Source organism: Bradyrhizobium sp. Kon56 (genome assembly GCF_055807635.1).
The window spans coordinates 27,836-50,047 of record NZ_JBVVOU010000034.1 but is presented as its reverse complement, the minus strand read 5'-3'; the positions used below and the strand labels follow the sequence as shown (position 1 = coordinate 50,047).

At 59.4% G+C, this 22,212-nt stretch carries 16 protein-coding genes; 1 reads left to right on the top strand and 15 read right to left on the bottom strand.

Annotated features, from left to right (window positions below; translation table 11 throughout):
- Window positions 1–18 precede the first annotated feature (18 nt).
- Genes AC0L3B_RS33225 through AC0L3B_RS33200 form a run of 6 tightly spaced genes read right to left on the bottom strand, consistent with a single transcriptional unit; the run spans window position 19 to window position 6,372 of the window.
- Window positions 19–540: an acyltransferase gene (locus AC0L3B_RS33225; protein WP_473381748.1), complete on the bottom strand. Its 522-nt coding sequence runs from the start codon at window positions 538–540 to the stop codon at window positions 19–21.
- Window positions 541–568: 28 nt separating this feature from the next.
- Complete coding sequence (locus tag AC0L3B_RS33220) at window positions 569–2,044, bottom strand: oligosaccharide flippase family protein (RefSeq protein ID WP_473381747.1); 1,476 nt, start codon at window positions 2,042–2,044, stop codon at window positions 569–571.
- Window positions 2,045–2,094: 50 nt separating this feature from the next.
- On the bottom strand, window positions 2,095–3,156 hold the full coding sequence (locus AC0L3B_RS33215) for a Gfo/Idh/MocA family protein (protein ID WP_473381746.1): 1,062 nt from the start codon (window positions 3,154–3,156) through the stop codon (window positions 2,095–2,097).
- A gap of 38 nt (window positions 3,157–3,194) precedes the next feature.
- Window positions 3,195–4,457 carry a UDP-N-acetyl-D-mannosamine dehydrogenase gene (gene wecC / locus AC0L3B_RS33210; RefSeq protein WP_473381745.1) on the bottom strand — a complete coding sequence of 421 codons (1,263 nt, stop codon included), beginning with the start codon at window positions 4,455–4,457 and terminating at the stop codon, window positions 3,195–3,197.
- Complete coding sequence (gene wecB, locus AC0L3B_RS33205; RefSeq protein WP_247457275.1) at window positions 4,450–5,574, bottom strand: non-hydrolyzing UDP-N-acetylglucosamine 2-epimerase; 1,125 nt, start codon at window positions 5,572–5,574, stop codon at window positions 4,450–4,452. Before wecB ends, wecC begins: the two co-directional genes overlap by 8 nt.
- Window positions 5,575–5,577: 3 nt before the next feature.
- Window positions 5,578–6,372 (bottom strand): WecB/TagA/CpsF family glycosyltransferase, encoded by a 795-nt coding sequence (locus tag AC0L3B_RS33200; protein ID WP_473381744.1) that lies wholly within the window; start codon window positions 6,370–6,372, stop codon window positions 5,578–5,580.
- Window positions 6,373–6,562: 190 nt separating this feature from the next.
- On the opposite strand from AC0L3B_RS33200, the gene AC0L3B_RS33195 reads away from it, so the two are divergent.
- Window positions 6,563–7,450 (top strand): glycosyltransferase family 2 protein, encoded by an 888-nt coding sequence (locus AC0L3B_RS33195; protein ID WP_473381743.1) that lies wholly within the window; start codon window positions 6,563–6,565, stop codon window positions 7,448–7,450.
- A 1-nt stretch (window position 7,451) separates the two neighbouring features.
- Here the strand turns inward: AC0L3B_RS33195 and AC0L3B_RS33190 are convergent, their stop codons facing one another.
- The 9 genes from AC0L3B_RS33190 to rfbC all read right to left on the bottom strand — a co-directional run bounded on the left by AC0L3B_RS33190 (window position 7,452) and on the right by rfbC (window position 22,011).
- Window positions 7,452–8,639, bottom strand: coding sequence for a hypothetical protein (locus AC0L3B_RS33190; protein WP_473381742.1), 1,188 nt, complete (start codon window positions 8,637–8,639; stop codon window positions 7,452–7,454).
- 24 nt (window positions 8,640–8,663) lie between these two features.
- Window positions 8,664–10,091, bottom strand: coding sequence for an HlyD family type I secretion periplasmic adaptor subunit (locus tag AC0L3B_RS33185; protein WP_473381741.1), 1,428 nt, complete (start codon window positions 10,089–10,091; stop codon window positions 8,664–8,666).
- The gene (locus tag AC0L3B_RS33180; RefSeq protein WP_473381740.1) at window positions 10,088–12,292 is read right to left on the bottom strand and encodes a peptidase domain-containing ABC transporter; all 2,205 of its coding nucleotides are present in this window, start codon (window positions 12,290–12,292) and stop codon (window positions 10,088–10,090) included. The genes AC0L3B_RS33185 and AC0L3B_RS33180 overlap by 4 nt, the downstream gene beginning before the upstream one ends.
- The gene (locus AC0L3B_RS33175; RefSeq protein ID WP_473381739.1) at window positions 12,270–12,605 is read right to left on the bottom strand and encodes a hypothetical protein; all 336 of its coding nucleotides are present in this window, start codon (window positions 12,603–12,605) and stop codon (window positions 12,270–12,272) included. Before AC0L3B_RS33175 ends, AC0L3B_RS33180 begins: the two co-directional genes overlap by 23 nt.
- Window positions 12,606–12,616: 11 nt before the next feature.
- Window positions 12,617–18,511 carry a DUF4082 domain-containing protein gene (locus AC0L3B_RS33170; RefSeq protein ID WP_473381738.1) on the bottom strand — a complete coding sequence of 1,965 codons (5,895 nt, stop codon included), beginning with the start codon at window positions 18,509–18,511 and terminating at the stop codon, window positions 12,617–12,619.
- Between the two features lie 88 nt (window positions 18,512–18,599).
- Window positions 18,600–19,475, bottom strand: a complete 876-nt coding sequence (rfbA, locus tag AC0L3B_RS33165; RefSeq protein ID WP_473381737.1) for a glucose-1-phosphate thymidylyltransferase RfbA — start codon at window positions 19,473–19,475, stop codon at window positions 18,600–18,602.
- Window positions 19,384–20,373, bottom strand: coding sequence for a dTDP-4-dehydrorhamnose reductase (gene rfbD, locus AC0L3B_RS33160; protein ID WP_473381736.1), 990 nt, complete (start codon window positions 20,371–20,373; stop codon window positions 19,384–19,386). Before rfbD ends, rfbA begins: the two co-directional genes overlap by 92 nt.
- 7 nt (window positions 20,374–20,380) lie before the next feature.
- Window positions 20,381–21,439 (bottom strand): dTDP-glucose 4,6-dehydratase, encoded by a 1,059-nt coding sequence (gene rfbB, locus AC0L3B_RS33155; protein WP_473381735.1) that lies wholly within the window; start codon window positions 21,437–21,439, stop codon window positions 20,381–20,383.
- Window positions 21,440–21,453: 14 nt separating this feature from the next.
- Complete coding sequence (gene rfbC, locus AC0L3B_RS33150; RefSeq protein WP_473381734.1) at window positions 21,454–22,011, bottom strand: dTDP-4-dehydrorhamnose 3,5-epimerase; 558 nt, start codon at window positions 22,009–22,011, stop codon at window positions 21,454–21,456.
- Window positions 22,012–22,212: the final 201 nt, after the last annotated feature.

The following is a 22,212-nucleotide window of genomic DNA, read 5'->3' as shown; positions in this document are numbered from 1 at the left end:
GCCGTTTATGTGGGAAATTTAAAATGGTTTACGAAGCGCCTCTGCTGAGCCGCGATCGCCCAAGACCGCCGTTTCAGCCGCAGACAATACCCGAGCGGGCACTCCCGCGACGACAGCGCCAGGCGGAACGTCCCTCGTCACCACCGCACCCGCGCCTACGGAGGCCCCCTCTCCGATCGTCACTCCGCACAGAATCGTGGAGTTCGAGCCGATCGAAGCTCCCCTACCGACGCGGGTGCGCTGCAGCGTCCAGTCCGACGCTTGCTGAGGACGACCATCCGCCGTCGTTGCCTTCGGGTGTTTGTCGTTCGTGAACATCACGCCATGACCGACGAACACTTCGTCCTCGATCGTGACGCCCTCGCAGATGAAGCTGTGCGACGATATCTTGCAACGTGCACCGACCTTCGCCCCCGCCTGGATTTCGACGAAAGTGCCGATTCTAGTCTCGTCGCCGACCGTGCAGCCATAAAGATTGACCAGTTCCGGATGAAAGATCCTGACATGACGGCCAAGCTGTACGTCTTTTGTAATCGGCATCTTCGTCTCCAAAATAGCCGCAAAGCTTTTACAGGGCTGAACGCGGCAGTCGCAGCCTTGGCGCAATGCGAGCAAGATCCGCCACCGCCTGATGAAGCTGATGGAGCAAGGGATGACCAGTCAGTAGCAACCCCAGCCACCAGCAAAGCGCCGCAGCACACGTTGCCAAAGCGAGCCCGGCGATGGGCGTAACCAATCCAGCTTCCATCACCGCCGCACAGCCGGCGACGCCAAATGCAGTCGCCGCCGTCACTAGTACGCTCTTCATCAACGCCTGCACCAGGTCCTTTAGCCCGAAGCGTAGGTGCAGCCCGATAAAATAAATCGTGACCGCGGCTTGAAAAGGCAACGTCAAAAGGGCGGATGCGGCGACAGCCTGCACACCGAAGAAGGATGCGCCTAGAATTACAAGAAGCGACGGCGGTAGCGAGATGAAAGAGGAGATCAACGCATCCCGGACGCTTCCAACGGCTACTAGTACCGGATAACTCAAGCACGCGGCAAAAAGTGCCATGTTCGCGATGCACAGCAGGCGCACGAGCGGCACGATATCCAGCCAAGTCGGACCGAGCCAGATCGCAATGATCGGCCGGGCCATCAACGCCACGAATACCAGGAAAGGCCATTGCGCGGCGGAAAGCAGTTGGATCGCCTCAAGGTAAACGGCCTTCAAGTCGTCACCGGCCTGGCGCCTTGCGACGATCGCCGGCATGATGACGGGGCTCAGCACTTGCGTGACAAGCCTGTCGAAAACCTGCGTCAAATTGATCGCGCGGCTGTACAGACCGACGGACGCAAAGTCGAGAATTCTGGCCAGAAATAGCTGGGGCGCTAAATTGTAGAAGACATTGATGACGCTGACCCCACTGGAATAAAGGCCAAAGCTGACGACGTCGCGGTAGGTGAAAAGCGAAGGACGTAGCGCACTAGGGTCTCGATGGCCCACCAGTAGCGCCATGGTCAGGATCACGTTTCCTGCCAGACCACCCCAGACCGGGGCCATATAGCTCAATCCTGCTATCGCAAGTCCAATGGAAACCAGAGCGACTGCCACACCAGACACTAAGTTGCATATGGCCAATGTTCCGAATTTCATGTCCCTTCGCAGCAAGGCAGAAATCGTTCCGGAGATCGGCAGTAGCAGAAAATTCAGGGCTGAGATCTCGATGGCTCCCTTGAGGCTGTCCTGCGCGAACAACTGCGACAGGCTGTCAGCGAAGACGAACAGAAGAGCCGCAATTGCGCCCGAAATACCGAACGTGATGGTGAAGGCCGAGCGGACGTCTTCGGCCGACAAATCGCGCTTCTGAATCAGATAATTTCCGCCTCCGAACTCTTGAAAGGAGGCAGCAATGACCAGTGCGATGGCGTTGACGACCGCATAGACTCCGAATTCCGGGGGCGACAACAAACGGGAAAGGACCGCAGTAGCCACAAAGAATAGGACAAGGCTGCCATAGCGCTCGGCCGCCGAAAACAAAATGGAACGCCGGACCGAATTCATCGCGAAACAGTCGCCTTTCGGCTGATAGCAGTGCCCGCCGGCATCACGATTTAGGCCGTCGCCCGGGCGCGCTCCCGCACCTGACGCGGTTGCTTGAGGAGGACTGGCTTCCCCTGCGCGGCTATCGAGCGCGACGCCGCCTCCAGCACCTCAATCACCCGCAATGCGGAGATGCCACCGGAAATCGGCTGGCTACCAGTGCGTACGCAATCGACAAAATGCTCCACCTCCGTCTGTAGTGCCTCCGTGGGCGAGATATGCGGCGCCCACATGTCACCGGCGCGATACCCAATCCGCAGTTGCTGTGCATCGACGAGAGGCGGATCGAGCGTAATTCCCCTGTCATAGACCTTGACCTTTTCCGTCGGCTCGAGATCATCGTAGACAATCATCTTCTTGCTGCCGCCGATGAACGTCTGGCGCACCTTGACAGGCGAGAGCCAGTTGACGCTGACGTGGGCCACACATGCTTTGGCAAAGAACAGTGTGATGTGGGCCATGTTTTCCGGCGAACCGACAACATGGCACGACCCCGTTGCCGAAACCGCGATCGGCTCCTCATCGAGGATATGATGGATGATCGAGATGTCGTGCACTGCCAGATCCCAGATCACATTTACGTCTTTTTGAAAGAGCCCGAGGCTCGAGCGCGTACTATCGTAGTAGTAGATGTCTCCGAGCTCTTTCTTCAGCAAGAGCTCACGAATCTTCTGCACCGCCGGCGTATAGAGAAAGGTGTGATCGACCATCAGCGTCAATCCGCGCCGGTCCGATTCGTCGATCAAGCGGGTCACCAGCTCGGCGCTTGGCGCAAGGGGCTTCTCGACCAACACGTGCTTGCCAGCCCTCAACGCCGCAATCGCCAGCTCGTAATGTGTGTGCACCGGCGTAGCGATAACGATTGCATCAATAGAGGTATCCCTCAGCAGATCCTCATAGCGAGTGGTCGTTGTGACCCCGGGGTAGACCTGCCCCATGGCGCCGAGTCTGCCTGGATCAAGGTCGCTCACACTGACAACGCGAGTGGCGGGATTGATCGAGAAATTGCGAACGAGATTGGGGCCCCAATAGCCGTATCCAACGACGCCGATTCCCAGCTGGCTATCTCGCATGCTAACCTCGATTCATTCGGTAGTTACGGCTGTATGCGTTATGTCCGCGCCGGCATATCCTGCCATATGCCTCGCGTATCGATGACGTCGAGGTGCCGTCGCTCTGCCAGCGGCACCATCTTGAATTCATCATGATCGACGAGGAGAAGCGCGATTTCGCAACTGCGCAGGGCTTCCTCGATACTCACGAATGCGACACGATGATCCGCCAGCTGCGGAGGCAGACGGCGCAAGTTCGGCTCGACAACCTTGATCCGTTCGCCGTATTTCGCCGCGAGATGCGTGGCTATCTCCATGGCCGGGCTTTCACGCAAGTCGTCGACATTGGCCTTGAAGGTCAACCCGCAACAGGCAACGCTCGCATACGGATGATCGTCGATCAGCGCCTCTGCGCGCTCGATGATCTTCTGTGTCTTGGCATTGTTCACTTCCCGACTTGTTCGCATCACACGGGCGAGGTCCGGCGCAGAATCAATGATGAACCAAGGGTCTACCGCAATACAGTGCCCGCCAACACCTGGCCCGGGCCGCAATACGTTTACGCGAGGGTGGCGGTTGGCAATGTCAATCACCTCCCAGACGTTGATGTCGAACCTGTCGCAAATCAGCGAGAGTTCATTGGCAAATGCTATGTTGGTATCGCGGAAGGCATTTTCCGTCAGCTTCACCAGCTCGGCCGCGCGCGCCGTTGTGCCGACGCAAGCGCCGCGAACGAACATTTTGTAGAACCGTTGAGCACGCCGCGTACAGGTTGGCGTAATCCCGCCGATGCATCTGTCATTATTGATAAGCTCGGTCAAAATCCGTCCCGGCAACACGCGTTCGGGACAGTAGGCCACGTAAATCGCTCCATCCTCCTTGCCGTTGACGCCTATGTGCAACTCTGGCCTGCGTTCAACGATCCGCTTTGCGATGGCTTCGGTGGTTCCAATGGGCGATGTCGATTCAAGAATGACAAGATTGCCTGGCGCGAGGAGATCTAGGATATTGTCGACGGCCGCATTCACGCTTGACAAGTCCGGACGGTTCTCGCGATCGATCGGCGTCGGTACCGCGATGATGAAAACGTCGGCCGGCTGCGGCCTTTTGGACGTCGTGAGCGCGCCACTCGACACAACCTTGGAGACGAGACCGTCCAGATCGGGCTCGGCGATATGAATTTTGCCGGACGCAACGGTGTCCACGATGCGCTCATTGGTGTCGATGCCAACGACTTGCAGACCTCGACTCGCAATAAGCGCTGCGGTCGGCAGACCGATATAGCCCAGTCCTAGGACATTGATTTTTTGGAATTCATGCATCGAGAAGGACCTTCACGATCCGCTCGCTCGCGTGCCCGTCACCAAACGGATTGTGCGAACGCGACATGGCAGCATAAGTCTCGTCATCGTCGAGCAGGCGAAATGTCTCCGCAACGATCCTCTCGTAGTTCGCACCGACCAGGCGTGCCGTTCCCGCTTCTACCCCCTCAGGACGCTCGGTCGTCTCCCGCATCACCAGGACCGGCTTCCCGAAAGTCGGTGCTTCCTCCTGTACGCCGCCTGAATCTGTCAGGACCAGATAAGATAGCGAGAGCAGGCTCACAAAATCAGTGTATTCCTGGGGAGAAATAAGTACGACGCGCGGGTGGTCCGAAAACCGAGCCGCAAACACGTCACGGACATTCGGATTCGGATGCACGGGGAGCACCACAGCGACATCCTCCCGTTGCAGGATGGTCTCCAGCGCGTTCACGATGTTAAGGACCCCGCCGCCGAAATTTTCCCTGCGATGGCAGGTCACCAGGATGATGCGCCGATTGCCGTGACGCTTTTTGATGCCATCCCAGCGGCACGACAGTCCAGGGTCGGATTCGACCATGGCTTTGGCGAGGATGAGAGCGTCCACCACCGTGTTTCCGGTAACGTGAATGCGGTCATCCGCGACGTTTTCGGAACGTAACGCGCGCGCCGCGCGCTCTGTCGGGGCAAAATGTTGATCGGCGATCGAGCCGACGATCTTGCGGTTTACCTCCTCGGGCCATGGCGCGAAGATGTCACCGCTGCGTAGCCCGGCCTCGATGTGCGAGACCGGTATACGGTGGTAATAGGACGCCAGTGCACCCGTCATGGCAGTCGCCGTGTCGCCCTGGACAATAACCCTGGTGGGCTTCAACTTTTCGAGAAGTTCGCCGATTTGTCCGAGCAGGCGGGCGGTCAGATGATCGAGAGACTGATTGGTCGTCATGACGTTCAGATCAAAATCCGGGACCACTTTGGCCAGCTTGAGGACTTGATCAAGCAGTTGCCGGTGCTGTGCGGTCGCACAGATCGTCACGGAAATGTCCTTGCTCCTCTCGGCCTTGAGCAGATTGATGACTGGAAAAAGCTTGATTGCTTCCGGCCGGGTTCCCAGAAGGATGAAAAAATGCTTGCGCACGCCTTACCCTCCGATCCGGCTGGGACCCGGCGGAACGACGCCGGGCGCACCAAGCCGGTACCGAAGGGCCTGCTTGATGAGGGCCTGCGCCAAGACGCCTGCAAACAGCGTGTTCGTCGTGGCGTATCGCCACCACATCCGTCCAGGCTCCTGATAGATGCGGTACAGCCATTCGAGCCCGAGCCGCTGCATCTGTACCGGCGCGCGCCGAACAATGCCTGCTAGAACATCGAACGCACCACCCACGCCCATGATGAAGGGTACGCCGAGATCATCGCGATGGGCGGCGAGAAAGCGCTCTTTCCGGGGTGTCGGCATGCCGATGAAAAGACAATCAGCCGCGCTGGATTGGATGTCCCGGACGACGTCATTCTCTTGCTCGGGTCTGAAGTAGCCGTCGTGCCAGCCCGCAAAGGCAAGTGAAGGATACCTCCCGCGCGCCACTTGCACAGCTTGTTGTAATACGACGGGAGTGGCTCCCAGGAAATAGGGCTTGAAGCCCTCGTGCGCACATACCGCAAGCAACTCGGCAAGGAGATCCACGCCCGCAACCCGCGACGTCGCCGGAAGCCCGAGCGCTCGGGCGCCCCAGAGAATTCCCATGCCGTCGATGCCAACGACATCGCTGTTGGCGACATCGGCCGCAAGCACGGGATCGGATCGCATATTGACGAATTTGGCGACGTTCAGCGCCACATGTTGCAACCGCTGACGGCTGCGCATGGCCCCGCGCGCCAATTCGACGGTTTCAGCCATTGTCAGGAAGTCGACGGGGCATCCCAGAAATGATGCGCGCATTGGAACCTACTCCCAGAAAATCAGACCCCATTTAAGTTTGCATTTAAGATTATTATAGAGATAATACGCAGCGGATATTTAATTGCAAGGTTTAAATGATCGAATTTGGCCACACACTGCGGAGCATGAAAGCTGCCGGGCAGATGAGGCAGGCGGCGAACGGAACATAAATTAAATAGGGAATTAAACGATGATTTCGGTCATTATTCCCCACCTCAACCAGCCTGACGCGCTGGAATCCTGTTTGCGTAGCCTGGATGCACAGACCCTGAGTCGGCACTCGTTCGAGGTCATCGTGGTGGACAACGGCTCGGCAACGCCCCCAACGGACGTCGTTGCTCGACATCCCGGCGTATCTTTGCTGCATGAGTCGGAGCCTGGCCCCGGCCCAGCGCGCAATGCCGGCGTGACGATTGCGAGAGGTGAGATGCTCGCCTTCATCGATGCGGATTGCAGGGCGCATCCGGATTGGCTTCACACCATAGTGCAATGGTCGCGCTCGTCGCCGCCTGACACGGTCCTCGGGGGAGACGTTCGCATCTGGACGGCGGAGAATGAGAGTCTTAGTGCCGTTGCAGCTTATGAGACCGTCTTCGCTTACCGCTTCCAGCTCTATATCGAGCGCCACGGTTATTCCGGCACAGGAAATATGGCAGTGCTTCGTCGCGATTTCGATCGCGTCGGCCCATTCGCTGGCGTCGATGTTGCGGAAGACATGGAGTGGGGGCAGCGTGCACTACGTGCCGGACTCCGATTTCGGTACATCCCCGACATGGTTGTCTTCCATCCAGCGCGAAGCTCCCTTCGGGAGCTCTATGCAAAATGGGATCGACACATCGCGCACTATCGCAACATGGCTGAAGGTAATCCAGCATGGCAATTGCGCTGGGTTGCGCAGGCTTTGCTAGTCCTGGCATCACTTGCGCCAGGCGCTGTTACGATACTAACCAGCGACCGTCTACATGGCGGCAGCCCCCGTCTCAAGGCTATCGCCGTTCTGTGTGCTGTCCGAGCACATCGTGCCATGACGATGCTTTCGCACCTGGGCGGGCGGCGAGCAATGGCTTGGAACCGTTAGTTCACGCCAGTTCAGCAGGTTCCACGCTAAAGACGTGGTTGTGCGTCAGTTCCGGCAAGCCGGTACGCCGACCGAATGACCACAGAATCCAACCGAGTTCGTAGCTGCGGCACTCAAGCCGAACACCCACGTTCGCGTTGTCGATCAGCGTCCCCCCCTTGTCGCGCCAGACGTTCTTGACCGCGCGCAACACCCGCGGCGCCTTGGTCTTCAATTCATGCTTGCGAACCTGCGAGCGGATGGTCAGGCCCAGTTCAGGCACGAGCATGGTCCGTCCCAGCTGGTTGTGACCAAGTATCCAGTTGAAGCCCTTGATCAGGGCCTCCTGCGCTCCTCGCCGCCCAAAGCGCTCGGCCCATTCCAGCAGCGCCGGGGCCATTCCATACTGATGGACTGAATAGACTTCGTAGAAATCAAGGATGCGGCCGGTTTGCGCGTCGAAAAACCAGGGCCATTCGCCTTGTGCCCCTTGAAGCGCTATCAGATCGCGTACACACGTATCGGCCATGACAAGCGCGGACGCATCGCCAAAGAATTCGCCATATTGGTAACAGGCGATGGAAAGATAGGTTTGGGTCGCAAATGACGCGAAACGGCGTCGAAAGCCATACGGGGCGTCGCAGAACAGTCCTGACTCGCTATGGAAACGCTCTTTCAGGAAACGGAAGAGCGGGGCGGCGAAGCACGTCCACTCCCTGTTACCTGCCCTTGCTTGAGCGACGACTCCCGTCAGCAGCATGCCCAGATCCTGCGCCCGAAACTCACTCCACCGCGACTCATCCGACAGAGTCCGCTTCAGCTCGCGCGTCACCTGCTCCGGAATCGCGAGGTCGAGCTCGGCGGCGGCCCACAAAGCCATGCCAAAGGCATATTTCCGCACCGGAAGTACGTTCAGCTTCATGACATTTCGATAGAATATCTCGGGGATATCGATACCGGTTGGACGTTCCACGACCCGCGACATCCCGAGCAGGACATTGAGGGTATAGAACACGTCACTATGCGGTATCGACTGGTTTGGGGAAGCACGTCCGTCAAGATGATAAATGTGCGACCAACGGCGCTCCTCGGGCAACCAGCAGCGTTCCAGGCCCTTGAGCGCATAGTTTACCAGCGGCGAGTTCGGCGACGGCCTGTTCGCTGCAACGGGCACCGTGAGCTTCACACCAAAATTGGGACCGATCATCATCGCACTACACCATGGTCAATCGGGTCAGTATTCCCGGATGCTTTCATCCAAACCGCGAAGCAAGGGATAGAGGAAGTACGAAATCACCGTGCGCTTTCCGAGCTTCATTTCGGCGGTGACCGCCATGCCTGGCATCAACTGAACGCGTTCCGGCGGCAGCCGAAGATGCGTGTCGCGCAAATCGATCAGTACGCGATAATAGGGAGCTGACGGGCGGCGCGCACCTTCGGCCTTCGCATCCGGCGAGAATGAGTCCTGGCTGATGACCCCAACCTCGCCAGTTGCCGTGCCGTACTTCTGGAACGGAAATGCTTCAAACTTGATTCGTACGGCCTGCCCGACCGTCAGCTGTCCGATATCCCTGCCCTCGACGTTCACCTCCGCCCGAAGCGTCTCGTCGCGTGGGACCAACACAAACAACGTCTCGGCCTCGCGGATTACCGAACCCACCGTCCGATTGGCGATTTCAAGTACCACCGCATCTGCCGGTGCGTGCAGCACGATCAATTGCCGGCGAAGCTCCGCCTTCTTGAGCTCCTCCGCGGCGCTGTTACGCTTGGGCAATGTCTCCACGAGCTCCTGATAGGCAGTACGGCGAAACTCTGCAGCGAAGACCTTTTGGTCTGCACGGGCCTTGTCCAAACGATGCATGTTGTCGACCATGGCGCCTCGAACCCGCGCCAGGTTGCTTTCAACCTCCAGCCGCGCGTCCCGGGACAGCAGGAAGTTCAGTCTTGAACCGACCTCCTTCGCCATCAACACATTTCGCATGGCCTCAATGGACTGCATGGTCTCCAGCCGCTGGGTCAGAACGAATTCCTCATCCTGGGCCGTCTTCAGATTGGCCTGAGCGGACGCAATCTGCGCGTCGTAGTTCTGGATCTGAAGATCGTAAGCCGTCCTTCTCTGGAGAAATACCTTTCGCTGCAGCGCCTGATCGGCATTCGCGGACTCCTCGAGGACGTACTCAACGCCGTCCAATTCCGCCCGGACCCGGTCGATGGAGGCGTCGAAACCCGCCAGGCGGCTGCGCAGTTGATCAAGGTCGGCCTGAGAAAATGTCGGATCGAGGATCGCAAGGACATCGCCGCGATTGACCGGATCGCCGGCCTTAACGCGAATGTCCCGAATGACCGAAGTTTCCAGCGGCTGGACGACCAGGTTGGGACGTGTGGTGATCAGTTTGCCCTGTGCCGTCACAATCATGTCGACACGCGACACGCACGCGAACGCGATCGCGGTCGCGATCAAGGCGACGACACAATAGAGCGTGATTCGTCCTCCGCGCGGTGGCGTTCCCTGCTCGATCTCGGCGGCGTCGGACTGAAATTCCGCAACTACGCGAGATGCCGTCGGCGCCGGCCTCGGCAGCCGTAGCCTTCTCCGCGAAACGGTCGAAGGGCCCGACCTGCCGGACTTCCCTTCCGCCCTGCTTTTCCCGGCGCTGGTCATGCGACCTGTCTCGTCTGCTGATTCCAGAGATGCCTGTAGATGGTGCACTTCGACAGCAGGCCGTCGTGACGATCCACATCGACGATTCGTCCTCGGTCGATGACTAAAATCTGGCTCGCATCCGACAGCATCGAAAGCCGGTGCGATACGATGATGACGGTACGTCCCTCTGCGATACGACGTAGATTGCGCCGGATGATCGCTTCGCTCTCGGAGTCCAGCGCACTGGTCGCTTCATCGAGGATCAGGATGCGCGGGTTGACGATCAAGGCGCGGGCGATCGCAAGCCGCTGCTTTTGCCCGCCCGACAGGTTCGATGCCTGCTCCTCGAGCATGGTATCGAATCCCCTCGGCAGCCGCTCAATGAACTCGTCGGCGCCGGCGAGCTGGGCCGCCTTGACAACTTCTTCGAACGTCGCGTCACGCTTCACACAAGCTATATTTTCCCGCACGGTGCCCCGGAACAGGAAATTGTCCTGGAGCACGACCCCGAGATTCCGCCGCAGGTGGGTAAGATCAATCTCGCGCGAATCATGGCCGTCGATCCGCAGTAATCCCTGCTGCACCGGATACATTCCCGCGATCAGTCGCGTCAGCGTCGTCTTGCCTGAGCCGCTCCGACCGACAATCCCAAAGACCGAACCGGGAGCGATTGAAAACGAGACGTCGTCCAGCGCCGGCGCTCCCTCGCCATAGCGGAAGGTCACGTTTTCAAACTCGATCTGGCCGACCAAATCGGGACGCAGCCCGTCGCGATGACCGTCCCGTTCCGGCTGCTTATTCATGACCTCGCCCAGCATCTTAACCGCCAGCGCGACCTCCTGATACTCGTGAACCATGGTCACCATCTGAACCAGCGGCCCCGAGACGCGTCCCGCCAGCATGTTGAAGGCGACCAGTGCGCCGATCGTCATCTCGCCACCGAAGACGTCCAGCGCGCCCAGGGCCACGATACCGAGCGTCATCATCTTCTCGAGAAAACCGGTCAGTGCCTGGGCGCCCGCCGAGATCTTTTCAACCCCGAAACGCATCGATACCGATTGCGCGCAGCGATCGTCCCATGCCCTGTTCTGGTTGGGCTCCATGGCCAAAGACTTCACCGTGCGCATTCCGTGCACCGTCTCGACCAGAAGAGCCTGGCGGCCGGCTTCGGCTTGGTAGAGCTGGTAGAGCCGTCGTCGGAACGGTCCCATCAAAATCACAATCACGCTGCCGCTGATGGCGGTAAAGGCCAGGACGACGCATGTCAGCTTAACGCTGTAGAGCGCGAGGACAGGCAGGAAGACGAACAGCGAAAGCGCGTCCAATGCGGTCAGGAACAGTCGACCGGTCAGAAACTCGCGAATCCGCCCGGCCTGCTGCATGTGCTTCACCAGCACACCGGCCGAGATATGCTCGAAGAAGGTTACGGGAAGCCCCAAAAGATGCCGGAACGTTTTGGTCGCAACCCGGATGTCGATCTTGTTCGTGGCATAAAGCAACAGGTAGCGACGCAAGAAGCTGAATATGGCATCGAAGGAGAGCGCGATGATCGCGCCAGCCGAAAGTACGTAGAGCGTCGTGAGGCTCTCGTGGACAAGAACCTTGTCGATCACCAGTTGAAAGAAGATCGGAAGCGCGAGGCCGAGCACATACAGGAAGACGGCGGCAATCGCGACGTCAGAGAACAATCGCCATTCCCGGAGCATTTCGGGTACGAACCAGCGCAATCCAAAGGCCCTCTGGCCCTGTGTTGAACGACTCTCGCGCTTGAACAGGATCGCCTTTCCGAGCCATCGGGCACAAAACCGTTCCGCATCGACGAGCAGCGGTTCGTCCCTCCGCTCAGCCAAGGGATCAAAAACGGTTATGGCATCGCGTTCCGGCCCGGCGCCGACCACAAGCACCCAGTTCTGGTTCGAGAGCTGAACAAGAGCCGGATAGGCTTCGCCGAGCCGGCATAGCGCCTTCCAATCGAGCTGCGTCGCCTGGGCGCGAAGCCCGGCCTCATGCGCCATGCGCAGCAAGAGGTCAGTCGAGATGCCGGCATCATCGACGGCATAAGCATGCCGCAGCCGGTCCGAAGGCAGATCGATACCGTGATGGGCGGCGACCCTCGACAGGCATTCAAGCGCGGTTTGAGCGGCCCAACGCGGCTCGTCCTCAGACGAGAGCGGTGCTGGTTCACACCGCCCGATTTCAACGGAAGTTGGCTGAGACATTTGGAGATCGTGAGCTGTCCGAAACAGATGACGCAGGCTCCGCTCGCGCAGTCGCCTGCGGCGCTGCAGTCGGCGGTCTTGGCCGATTGCGCTGGACGACGCCGGCATCCACCAGACCCTGAAGCGCGTTTTGCATCACCTCGACGGAGTTCGCGAACGACTCCGCCGAAAAGATCAACCTTTGGCGAAACACCTTTTTTGGCGCGTTGTTGGCGTCACGTTCCGTGGGGGAGAGACTGACCAAGTCCACCCGTACGATCGCCCCGCCAATTGTGACCTCGTCAATCCCGTCGGTATAGAGCTCCGTATGCATTCCGATTCTCCCTATGCTGCGAGCTGCGGCCTGAAGAGGACGTCAACCGCATAGCTGGTCGCGTTGAAGGTGTTGGTGGGGAAGAGGCTTCCGGATCCGTACGCATAGACGCCGTTCCCCCCGCTGGACGCGGAAGACGGGGCGGTCAATGGTCCGTTGGTTACCGAACTGGCAAACAGATTGGGATCGGCCGAGTAGGTTCCTGCGGTGTGGTAGGAGGCGATATAGGTCGTCCCCGCCGTGATCGTGACTGGTGTCGCGAAATTGACCTGCTGCCAGCCGCTCGCGGTCTCGTTGGAAAAGGTCGCGTTGGCCAGCAAGGTCCCTGTGCTGCTCCAGAGATCCGCGACGTGCGTTCCCGTGTTGGATGGCCCCTTGTAGAAGCGCAGACCGGTGATGTCGCCCGAGGTGGAAGCCTGGAACTTCATGCCGAGCTCCACGGAATTTGGATCGTTCACCGTAATTGCGCTCGGCGTTGGATTCGCGCTGAACAGGCTCACAGTGCTCGCTGACGGCGCATGAACGGTCACGCCCACATTCGCGCTTGCCGTACCGCCCCGACCATCCGAGATAGCGTAGTTGAACGAAGCCGGTCCGGTGTATCCGTTGGCTGGAGTGAATGTCACCGTATTATTCTGAGAGCTGAAACCGACGGTACCATTGACGGCACCACTGACGCCCGTGATCGTTAGAGCGTCCCCGTTCGGATCGGTATCGTTTGCAAGAAGCGCCGCCCCGGGAATGCTGAGCGGAACGTTTTCGGTCGCGTTGAAGCCACTATCGTTATTGGCGATCGGGGGCTGGTTCGTGCCGCCGCTCGAATTGCTGAACACAACGTCGACCCAGTAATTGGTGGCGTTGAACGTGCTGGTCGGAAACAGATTCCCTGTTCCATAGGTGTAGACACCATTGTTGCTCGCGGGAGCCGTGAGCGGGCCGTTTGTGTCAGCAGTGGTGAAGTAGTTGGGCGTATCGGCATAATGGCCGTTGCTGTGGAAGCTCGCGACATAGGTGGTGCCGGCCGTGATCGACACTGGGCTGCTGAACGTCACGGTTTGCCAACCGCTGCCGGTTTCGTTGGAGAAGGTTGCGCTCGCCAGAAGCGTGCCTGTGCTGGTCCACAATGAGCCGGTGTGAGTGCCAGCGTCGTTTACACTCTTGTAATACTTGATGGCGGTAATGGTGCCGGCCGCCGAGGACGTAAACCGTACGCCAAGATTGACTTGCGATGTGTCGGAGTCCGATAGCACCGATGGCGTATCGGAGCTCGAGAACAAGCTGACCGTCGACGGCGCTGTGCTCACCGCAACGTTGAACGTTTCGCTGGCGGCGAGACTGCCGAGATCGGTTGCGGTTGCCTTTACGCTGACCGTAGCGACATCGCCAGACGCCGGTGTGCCGCTGAAGGTCCGGGTGGCGGGGTTGAAACTCAGCCAGCCAGGCAGTGCCGAGCCGTTAGCAGCGGTTGCCGTGTAGGCGAGCGAATCGCCGGAATCGACATCAGTGAAGGTGCCGGCAGGCAGAGTCAGCGAGAAGGCCGAACCAACCGTTGCCGTTTGGTTGCCGGTCTGGATCGCCAGCACCGGCGCGTCATTGGCGCCGTGAACGGTGATCGTGAGTGTCGTCGATGATGTCGCACCGGCGGCGTCCCGCATCGTGTAGCTGAACACGTCGGTCAACGTGTTGGTCGCAAGCCGCAGGGACTGCACGGCCGGATCGGCTTCGTTGACGGTATAGGTGAAGGCTCCCGTGGCATTGAGCACAAGGCTGCCGTGCGCTCCATTCAGAGTCGAGCCCAGCGTGCCGGAGGTCGAGCCGAAGCTGACCGCAGTCACGGTCTTGGTGTCGCCAGCGTCTGGATCGGTGTCGTTGGTCAGTACGTTTCCCGTAGCGGACGAGCCGCCCGTGCTGTTGTTCACGCCGCCCTTCTCGGTAGCATCGCCTGTATCAGCAACCGCCGTCGGCGGCGTGTTCGGCGTCGTCGTCACGGCTATATTGAACGTCTCGCTGGCGGCGAGGCTGCCGAGATCGGTCGCGGTTGCCTTCACACTGACCGTGCCGACATCGGTAGACGTCGGTGTGCCGCTGAAGGTCCGGGTCGATGCGTTGAAGGTCAGCCAGGCAGGAAGCGTCGCGTCGGCGGCGGTGGTTGCCGTGTAGGCGACTGAGTCGCCGGAATCGACGTCAGTGAAGGTGCCGGCCGGCAGCGTCAGCGAGAAGGCCGAACCAACGGTTGCCGTTTGGTTGCCGGTCTGGACCGCCAGCACCGGCGCGTCATTGGCGCCGTGAACGGTGATCGTGAGGGTCGTGGACGAGGTCGCACCGGCGGCGTCGCGCATCGTGTAGCTGAACACGTCCGTCAACGTGTTGGTCGCAAGCCGCAGAGCCTGCACGGCGGGATCGGTTTCGTTGACGGTATAGGTGAAGGCTCCCGCGGCATTGAGCACGAGGCTGCCGTGCGCTCCATTCAGAGCCGAGCCCAGCGTGCCGGAGGTCGAGCCAAAGCTGACCGCAGTGACCGTCTTGGTGTCGCCGGCATCGGGATCGGTATCATTGGTCAGCACGTTGCCCGTGGCGGGCGAGCCGCCCGTGCTGTTGTTGACCCCGCCCTTCTCGGTGGCGTCGGCCGTGTCGGCGATGGCGGTCGGCGGCGTGTTGTTGCTATTGCTCGGCGTGAACACCACGTCGGCCCAGTAGTTGGAAGAAGCGAAAGTGCTTGTCGGAAAGATCCCAGCGGTGCTGGTACCGCCATAGGAATAGACACCGTTGCCGCCGGAAGACGTGGACGATGGCGCCACCAAACTGCCGCTCGTGAAAGCACTGCTGAAGAAATTGCTCGTGGCGACATAAGCGCCGTTGGTATGATACGAGGCGATATAGGTTGTATTGGCGCTGATCGTGACGGCGGTCGCCAAACTGACCGTCTGCCAACCGCTTGCCGTGGCGTTGGTGAAGGTCGCGCTGGCGAGCTTGGTACCGTTGGCGGTCCAGAGGTCGACGAGGTCGGAGCCCGTGTCGCTCGGGCTGCGATAGAATTTCAAGGCGGTGATCTGACCGGCCGCGGAGGAGGTAAACTTCACACCCACCTCAAGCGCCCTGCCATCGTTCAAATTGGTCTGGGCCGGTACGTTGGACGCAGTGAAGAGGCTTCCCCCGCCACTGCCGCCTCCCGTGACGTTGATATTGACCGTGGCAGGGGTCGCCTGCAGGTTGATGCTGTCATCGGTCGCGCGCGCCTCGATGAGATGCGTGCCGACGCCTGAGGCCGTCCACGTATAGCTCCAGCTCGTTGTTCCGCTAGCGGGGTGCCACGTCGTGCCGCCATCGGTTGAAACTTCGATGCCCGCCACGCGTCCACCAGCGTCCGATGCGGTGCCGGTAATCGTGACGGCCTGTCCCTGACTGAAGCTAGTCCCTCCCGCCGGAGAACTGACCACGGCCACCGGCGCAGTGTGGTCCGTGGAGATTTGGGCGGCCACCAAACCCGTCTGCAGCGTTTGCGGCATCACTCCCATGTCGGCGAACAGGTTCACCATCGATTGCTGCACAGCGGTGCTGACTGGTGCAGTGATGCCATGGAATGGAACATACTGGTTCGATAATCCCCACGACCACATGACCGTGCCGGCGCCGAAAACCAAAGCACCGCTGGTGGGATCCCGGTAGAGCGTAAGGCTGTGGGTGGCCGTCCCGGGGCCGGTTGTCAATCCGTTGTCCAGCAGCAGCGTGTTGACGTTCTTCGTCGTCGAGGACATGTCGATCAAGCCGCCCGGACGGAAGCCGTTATCGAGGTCGCTGTCCCATTCGTAGCCAAGCAGGTTGGTCAGCGTTCCTCCGTTACCGCTGGCAATGTTGGTGTTTCTCCAGAAGCGCAGCTGCGACATGCTGGCGGGAATCGTGATATTGCTGAGGGTACCGCTATCGTCGACCGTGAAGATCGTGCCGGATAGCGAATTCTCCGGAGTCCCAGGGCCGTAAACGGGATCGCGAAACAGACCAGCTCCGCCGTTGGCGGTGCCATTCGGATCAAGTTGGGTGCCGCTCCAGATGTCCTTGTATTCAATAATGTTCCGGTTAGCCGTATGGCTGGCGTCGAAACTCGGTGCAAGCTGGGTGTCCCAATAGATCTGGTTGCCGCTAAGGAAAGCGAGGTCGATACCCGCATCGGCCGCCGCCTTGACATTATTGAATTGCGATTGGGACCAATATTCGTCGTGGCCAACATCGATGTAGGCCTTCGTATTCTGCAGCAGTCCAGCATTACTCGAAGCGTCGATACCCGAAATATAGTTGAGATTGTACCCGTTCTGCTCCAACCAATAGATCGCCGCGTATTCCTCGCCAAACACGAAGTCCGTCGGCTGAGCCTCATTGGAATTGACATTCATTGCGATCGGACGGTTGTAGCTGACTTCATACGCGCGATCGCTGGTCGTACCGCTAGGGCCCTGATACAGGTTGTATCCGCCCCAGGAGTTATACGCTTCCCAAGTCGTGTCGCTGGTCTGGAGCAGAACGTCCGAGGTCGTACCGTCGTTCCGAACGATGAAAGGAACCATGTTCTGGAAGTTGCCGGTATCTGATGTCAGCTTCGCGAAGTAGACGCCGGATACGGCTGTGCTCGGGACCGCCCATGAATCTGTCACGGACCAGTTGCCGGCGTCGACAGTGTTGGTCGCAGAATTGAAGATAGGGTTTGGCTGATTGTCCGTTCCAGTGTGATGCATACTGCTGATCAGGCGCGCGCCGTTGCCACCATAGTAGCCAAGTCGGTAGATATCGAGCGTGTAGCCCGTAACCGACGAGGCGGTGTCAATCTTGAACGACACGGTCTGTCCGGCATTGGTGCTGATCTGTGTCGCGAAGCCTTCAATCTGCGAGTCGCCCGCGTTCGCGATCGAGCCGTGGATCGCCCATGTGCTCTTCGGCGTACCCGGCAGTTGATTCTCAGTGACAATTTTGTTGCCCGCGTCGCTGAAGGTCGCCGTCCCCGTTTGGGCGCCGGAGGTCGCGGTGAGTTGCAATGTAGCTCCGGTCGCTCGGCCATCAGCGGGCACCTGCCATTGCGCGACGACTGTCCCATTGGCCGGCCCATCCACGTCGCCGATGCCGCCATCCTTGATCGTGAAAGGCGTATAGACATCAGAAATGCCGTTGGCGCCGGGCGCGCTCAATAGGTCGGCAATATTGAATGTGACCGACGCTCCCGAGCGGATGCCGGCTGCCGTAAACGTTGCCGTACTGCCGGGCGCGTAGTCCGCGCGGTCCGTCATTACGGACAGCGAACTTGTCGGCAGAGAATTGACCGCGGATCCGCCATGTGCGCTCAGATCCACCAATCTCGAGTTAGACGCCGGCTGGCCCGCCATTCCCGCAGCCGCATTGGGCTGGTGCTCTGACCCGCTGACAGGCTCCGCGCGCAGTGGGGTCCAGAGCCCCTCCAATGCGGATGGACCGGAGTCGTCGCTCGAATTGATCCAATGAGTGGCGCCGGCGCTCGATATCGATGATGCCTGCGCCACCTCAGGGCCGGGCAGGATGGATGAGAACGCCGGACTCCCCGCGTTGGGACGAGCCACCAGGCTTGCTGAACTCGAGAGCAGAGCGGCCAACCTCGACTGGAACGGCCGGATACCGAGGCCCAGCGTCCCGCCGAAGCCGCCACGCGACAGCAATGCAGTAGCCGCCTTACCCGCAATTGACCTCGACAGGAGATCCGGCCCGCCGACCGGCTGGTCCGCATTCGGCGAGATCCAAAACTGATTCAATACTGGCGGTGCCCAGGCGCCGGCCACGGGCCCCAACCGGCCGCCTCGCGCGATGACATCTGACCAGCCGGAATCGCCTTCTTCCAACAAGAGCGGCCTGGTTCCTCGATCAAGGACGCTCGCCTTTTGGTTCAGCATGACGGGCCTCTCGAAATCCACAACAGAATGCGTTTCAATTAAGAATTAAATCAACCGCCATTTCAATCTATTTATTTTAACATTTAATTTAACGGTGAAACCGCAAGATTTCGTTGAGATACCTGCCATACCCGCTCTTCTGCAGCGACTCGGCCAGCGCGAGAAGTTGATCACGATTGATGAAGCCGAGTCTGAAGGCGACCTCCTCAAGACAGGCGATCTTCATTCCCTGCCGCTTTTCGAGGGTCTGCACGAACGTCCCAGCATCGATGAGCGACTCGACCGTGCCGGTATCCAGCCAGGCAAACCCCCGCCCCATGCGTTCGACATGGAGCGCGTCGGCTGAAAGGTAGCGCATTTGCAGATCGGTGATCTCAAGCTCGCCGCGCGGCGACGGTTCAACGCGACGAGCGTAGCGGACAACGCGATTATCGAAGAAGTAAAGACCGGTGATCGCCCAACTCGACGCTGGCTTGCTCGGCTTCTCCTCGATCCGTATCGGACGATCCGCCTCGTCAAATGCCACGACGCCATATCGTTCCGGATCGCGCACATGATACGCGAAGACCGTGGCGCCTTCTTCACGTCCCGCCGCCCTGGCCAGCAGTTCACTCAGACCATCGCCGAAGAAGATATTGTCGCCAAGCACCATCGCCACACGATCGCTTCCGATGAAGTCGGCACCAACAATGAAGGCGTCCGCGAGACCGGCGGGACGGGTTTGTTCCGCGTAGCTAAGACGAATGCCCCATTGGCTGCCGTCCCCCAGCAACCGTTCGAACTGACCCCGGTCTGAAGGCGTGGTAATAATCAGAATTTCGCGGATCCCTGCCAACATCAGCGTCGACAGGGGATAATAGATCATCGGCTTGTCATAGATCGGGAGCAACTGCTTGCTGACCACGCGCGTGATCGGATAGAGGCGCGTTCCGCTGCCGCCAGCCAACACGATTCCCTTCAGCATCGGTGTCTCCTTCTCCAACCAGCTGGTTAAGACAGGCTTCGAGTGAATGGCGCCAGGACGCCAGTCGAATTCCGAACACGCGCTCGGCCTTGGATGAATCCAGGCGCGAGTTTCGAGGTCGACGCGCAGCGGTCGGAAACTCTTCAGTCGTGATCGCCTCGAGCACCGGAATCCGCGCTCCACGACGGGAAAGCTCGTCGAAGATTGCCTGCGCAAAGTCGTGCCAGCTTGTCTCGCCTTGACCGGCGAGATGAAAGATGCCGGCCGCGGCCCGGCGATCGACCGTTACTGACCGTTCTGCGATCTGAAGGACGGCCTCCGCGAGGTCGTATGCGTAGGTCGGATTTCCGTGCTGGTCCCGAACAACCCTTACGATGGGCTGCGTCTCGCACAACCGGAGCATCGTTCGAACGAAGTTGCTGCCATAGGGGCTGTAAAGCCACGAGCATCTGATCACGGTCGCGAGCGGATGCGCGGCCAATACAGCAGCTTCGCCGGCAAGCTTGGACGCGCCGTAGACGTTCAACGGCGCGGGAATGTCGCTTTCGTCATACGCATCCGGTTTCGCGCCGTCGAATACATAATCGGTCGAGAGATGGATGAGTGGAATGTTCATTCGCCAAGCGACATTTGCTAGCGTCGCCGCGCCATCGCGGTTGATGCTGAACACCTTCGCTGCTTCAGATTCGGCCTGATCAACCGCCGTATAAGCGGCCGTATTGATCATTGCAGACGGCGCGATCGACGCGATGATCTTGTCGATCCCTTCGCGGTTCTCCAGATCGAGTTCTCGACGCCCGAGAGCCACCGCAGGCAGACCGCGCATTGCAGCGAGATCACGAAGACACTTTGCCAACTGCCCATTCTGCCCGGCAATGAGGATGGGTCGATCTATCATCTTCATCTCAATGTTGGGCAACGAGGAGACCCAGGCGCGAGCCGTCATAGACACCGCAGCGAGCACGCTGCCACCATGCACGATTGTTGAGATACCATCCGACCGTTTCGGCCAAGCCCTGTTCGAAGGTTCTCGTCGGTTCCCAGCCAAGTTCGCGATGCGCCTTCGTCGCGTCGATTGCATAGCGCGCATCATGTCCCGGACGATCCGGCACGAACGTAATGAGAGATCGTCTCGCTCCCGCGCCCGGGGATAACCGATCCACCACGTCACAAATCCGGATGACCACCTCCAGGTTGGATCGCTGGCCATCTCCGCCGAAATTGTACTTCTCGCCCGGTCTTCCTTCGTACAGAAGTCTTATCAAGCCAGCGGCATGATCATCGACATGAAGCCAGTCGCGAATATTTCTGCCGTCGCCATAGACCGGTAGCGGCTTCCGATCGAGCGCATTGAGGATCGTCAGCGGGATGAGCTTTTCCGGGAACTGGTACGGCCCATAATTGTTCGAACAATTCGATACGATGACCGGCAGACCGTAGGTTCGAAACCAAGCGAGGGCGAGGTGGTCCGAGGCCGCCTTGCTGGCCGAATATGGCGAACTAGGCCTGTAGGGCGTGTCCTCGCGAAACAAGTCCTCCGGCCCCAATGACCCGTAGACTTCGTCTGTCGATACGTGGATGAAGCGGAACTGCTTCCGCCGCGGAAGCGGCAGACGTTCGTAGTAGGTCCTGGCCGCCTCCAACAGCGTGTAAGTACCAACTATATTGGTGCTGACGAAGGCCTCGGGCCCGGTGATCGAACGGTCGACGTGGCTTTCGGCGGCCAAATGTATGATCGCATCCGGCTCGTAGTCGGCGAACGCGAGATCCATTGCCTCGCGGTCGCAGATGTCGGACTGCAGGAACGCATACGACCCCAGCCCCTCGATGCTCGCCAGCGAAGTCAGGTCGGCTGCGTATGTCAACTTGTCGATGTTGACCACCGCGGCACCGGTCTGCAGCGCCAAACGGCGACACACAGCAGAACCGATAAAGCCCGCTCCGCCGGTCACCAGGATACGCATTCTGCTCATCTCCACTATTCGAAAACGCAAGCAAGCTGGCTGAGCGCAGGAAGGGCCTGGTCCTTGGGCGATATCTGAGCCTCTGACGGTGTGACGGGCCACTTGATCGCTAATGCGGGATCAGCCCAATAGACGCCACTGTCATGGCTCGGCGCGTAGACTTGGTCGACCTTGTACAAGACGACCGTCTTGGGCTGCAGGGTACAGAAACCATGCGCGAATCCCTTCGGAATGAACAGCTGCTCGCTGCTTTCGCTATCCAACTGGATGGCGATGTGCTTGCCGAAGCTTGGCGATGAACGCCGGAGATCAACAGCAATATCGAGAATGGCCCCGTTCAACACCCGTATGAGCTTCGCCTGGGTGAAGGGCGGTCGCTGGAAATGCAAGCCGCGCACCGTGCCGACCCGATCCGAGCAGGACTGATTATCCTGAACGAAGTCGTGCAGGATTCCTTTCTCAGCAAAAGCCGATCGCTGAAAGGTCTCAGAGAAGTAGCCGCGGGCATCGGAAAACCGATCTGTTCGAAGGACTTTGACATCAGGGATCGCCAAGGATCGCAGTTCCAGCATTGGGCACCTCCTGCCGGCCCTCAATATTTCCCCATCGGGGTTAGTTGCGACGGACCATAAATATCCGACGGAATTTAATTATCCGCCGCCCGACCCGTCTCGAAACAATCACATTATTTTCGATGCAAATACCGGCCCGACCGTAACTCCTAGAATATCCTCTATTTTGCTAACGCCCGACCGAAAACGGCAAAGCCGCCG